Below are 2,565 nucleotides of genomic sequence, written 5' to 3'. Positions count from 1 at the left end.
TTCACCCCGATGACGGCGGAGGCGTGGGCGGCTGGCTTCCAGCAGGCCTACGGTCGCGAGGCCACCATGAGCGAGTACCAGGCCGCGGTCGCCGCCGGGCACGTCAGGAAGCCGGTCGATCCCACGGTGCAGCAGATGACCGCCGGGGCGAAGCAGTTCGCGACCGGGGCGAAGGACTTCTTTGTCGGCCAGGTGGCCCCCACCGCGGCCGGGGCGGTGCGGAACGTCCAGCACGCGGTCTCCGAGCAGACGGCGGCACAGCGCACGGGAACGGCAACCTGGATGAGTTGGGCACCCTTCGCGATTCTCGCGACGGGGCTCCTGATGATCCTCAGCCTGTTGCTGCCCGTGGCCAACATCGGCGGGCACACCATCAACTACTTCGCGGGCGAGGTGGCCCAGGAGGGCGTGCTGCTCCTCATCGGCCTGCTCGTCGTGATCGCCGCGGGGGTGCTCGCGATTGTGCTCCGCAAACGCTGGGCAACCATCACCGCGGCCGTGCTCGCGATCATCATGGGCATCCTCGGCATCGTGGACGGCTTCGGGACGGCGGCGAACCTGAACGGTCTCGGGTCCAGCTATGTTTCCGCGGGGGTCGGCGTGTTCCTGCTCGGCTTCTTCGGGCTCGCGCTCATCGCGGCGGCCGTGCTGTCGCTCCTGCTCCTTCGGGCCCCGCGGCCCCCGGCGAATGCGGCCTTCCCCGTGGCCACGGCCCCCGGCGGGCTGCCCATGATGCACGCGCAGCAGCACCCGCAGCAGCACCAGTTCCAGCAGCCGCAGCCGCAGCACCCCGGTCAGCAAGCCCAGCCGGCGCAGCAGCCCGGCGCACCCGGCCAGCCGTCGGCAACGTCGGCAACGCCGGCTACGCCGACAACGCCGACAACGCCGGGAACGCCGGCTACGCCGACAACGCCGGGAACGCCGGCTACGCCGGAAACGCCGGAAACGTCAGCAACGCCGGGATCGCCGACAACGCCCGAGTCCGGCTCCGCGCCGAACGGTTCCGGGGCAGAATAGGGCCATGACCCTCGACGCGGCGATCGACGCCTTCCTCGGCTCCCTGGAGCGGGAGCGCGGGCTGTCGCCGCACACGATCCGCGGCTACCGGCAGGACCTGCGCTCCCTCGCGGAGGCGCTCGATCGGCGCGGGGTGACCGCGGTCGCCGAGATCGACGTCGAGGCGTTGCGGGACTGGCTCTGGGAACGGCAGCAGGGCGGCGCGGCCCCGAGCAGCCTCGCCAGGAACACCTCGGCGGTCAAGGCCTTCGGCCGCTGGCTGAGCGAGACCGTGCCCGGGGCGCAGAACCCCGCGGCACGGCTGCGGATCCCGAAGGCCCCCAAGCGGCTCCCGCGCGTGCTCACGGAGCAGCAGGCGACGGCCTCGCTGGACGAGCTTGCGGCGCGCGCAGCCTCGGGGGATCCCGTTGCGCGTCGTGACCTCGCGATCATCGAGCTGCTCTACGCCACCGGGATCCGGGCGCAGGAACTGTGCTCCGCGGGACCGGGCGACCTCGATCTGCGCGCGCGCACCATTCGGGTGCTGGGCAAGGGCGCGAAGGAGCGGATCGTGCCCTTCGGCAAGCCCGCCGCAGACGCGCTCGATGCCTACCTCCGCCTCGCCCGGCCCGCCCTCGCCGCCCGGGCGGAAGCGCCGGGAAACGCCCTGTTCCTGGGGGCCCGGGGCGGCGACCTCGGTACGCGGGCCGTCTACGCGATCACCGAGCGGCTCCTCGACCGGGTGCCGGGCTCCGGCCCGAGCGGCCCGCACACCCTGCGCCACACGGCCGCGACCCACCTGCTGGACGGTGGCGCGGACCTGCGGGTGGTCCAGGAGGTGCTGGGGCACGCGAGTCTCGCGAGCACGCAGGTCTATACCCAGGTCTCCTCGGAGCGCCTGGCCGCCGTGTACCGGCAGGCGCACCCCCGCGCCTGAGCCGGACCCGGCCCAGGTCCCGCACGCGCGAGGCGGCGGCCGTTCCGGCGCGCCCGAGCGAGCCGGGCGCTCATTCCAGGGGGAGCAGCACGGGCCGACCCAGGAAGTACGGCAGGGGATTGACGTACTCGCCGTCCACCCGAACCCCGAGATGCAGGCAGTGCGCGGGGGCGCAGTGGCTCACGCCGCCCAGCTCGCCGATCACGCTTCCCCGACGGACGGCCTCGCCCGGGCGCGGGACGGGCTCGCCGTCGCTCTCGGCGGCCGGGTCGGGCGGCGGCTCCGGCGGACCGAGGGGCTCGACGCTCAGCAGGGTGCGCTCGTCGACGCGAATCGTGAGCACCCCGCGGTCGACCACGGTGCCCGCGAAAAACAGGCTCCCGTCGGTCGGCGCGACGACCGCAGCGCCCGCCGCAACGGGGGCGAGGTCGATCCCGCGATGCCCGGGGCCGTAGGGGTGTTCCGGGGGCTCGAAGCCGCGCCAGAGCCGCAGCGGCCCGGGCAGGGGAGACCGCCATCGTTCCGGTGGGGCCGTGGCGGCCGCGGCCCGGATCGATGCCGCGGGTGTCGATGCCGCGGGTGTCCGGGGTGCGCTCGCGCCGGGAACGGGCCGGACCAGGAACCCCGCCGGG

2 protein-coding genes and 1 pseudogene are annotated in these 2,565 nt (G+C 74.2%); 2 read left to right on the top strand and 1 reads right to left on the bottom strand.

The genetic code is table 11. From position 1 onward, the window contains the following. A pseudogene (locus OOT08_RS01140) lies at positions 1-1,017 on the top strand (hypothetical protein); the annotation flags it as partial. 4 nt (positions 1,018-1,021) lie between these two features. Further along, positions 1,022-1,933, top strand: a complete 912-nt coding sequence (locus OOT08_RS01135) for a tyrosine recombinase XerC (RefSeq protein ID WP_325090746.1) — start codon at positions 1,022-1,024, stop codon at positions 1,931-1,933. Between the two features lie 70 nt (positions 1,934-2,003). On the opposite strand, the gene OOT08_RS01130 is transcribed toward OOT08_RS01135, so the two are convergent. After that, positions 2,004-2,565: hypothetical protein (locus OOT08_RS01130; protein WP_325090745.1), on the bottom strand; the 562-nt coding region annotated here is incomplete at its 5' end.

The sequence above is a fragment of the Leucobacter sp. M11 genome (assembly GCF_035726885.1).
Taxonomy (GTDB): Bacteria; Actinomycetota; Actinomycetes; order Actinomycetales; family Microbacteriaceae; genus JAPFRB01.
This window is presented reverse-complemented; position numbering and strand designations above follow the sequence as displayed.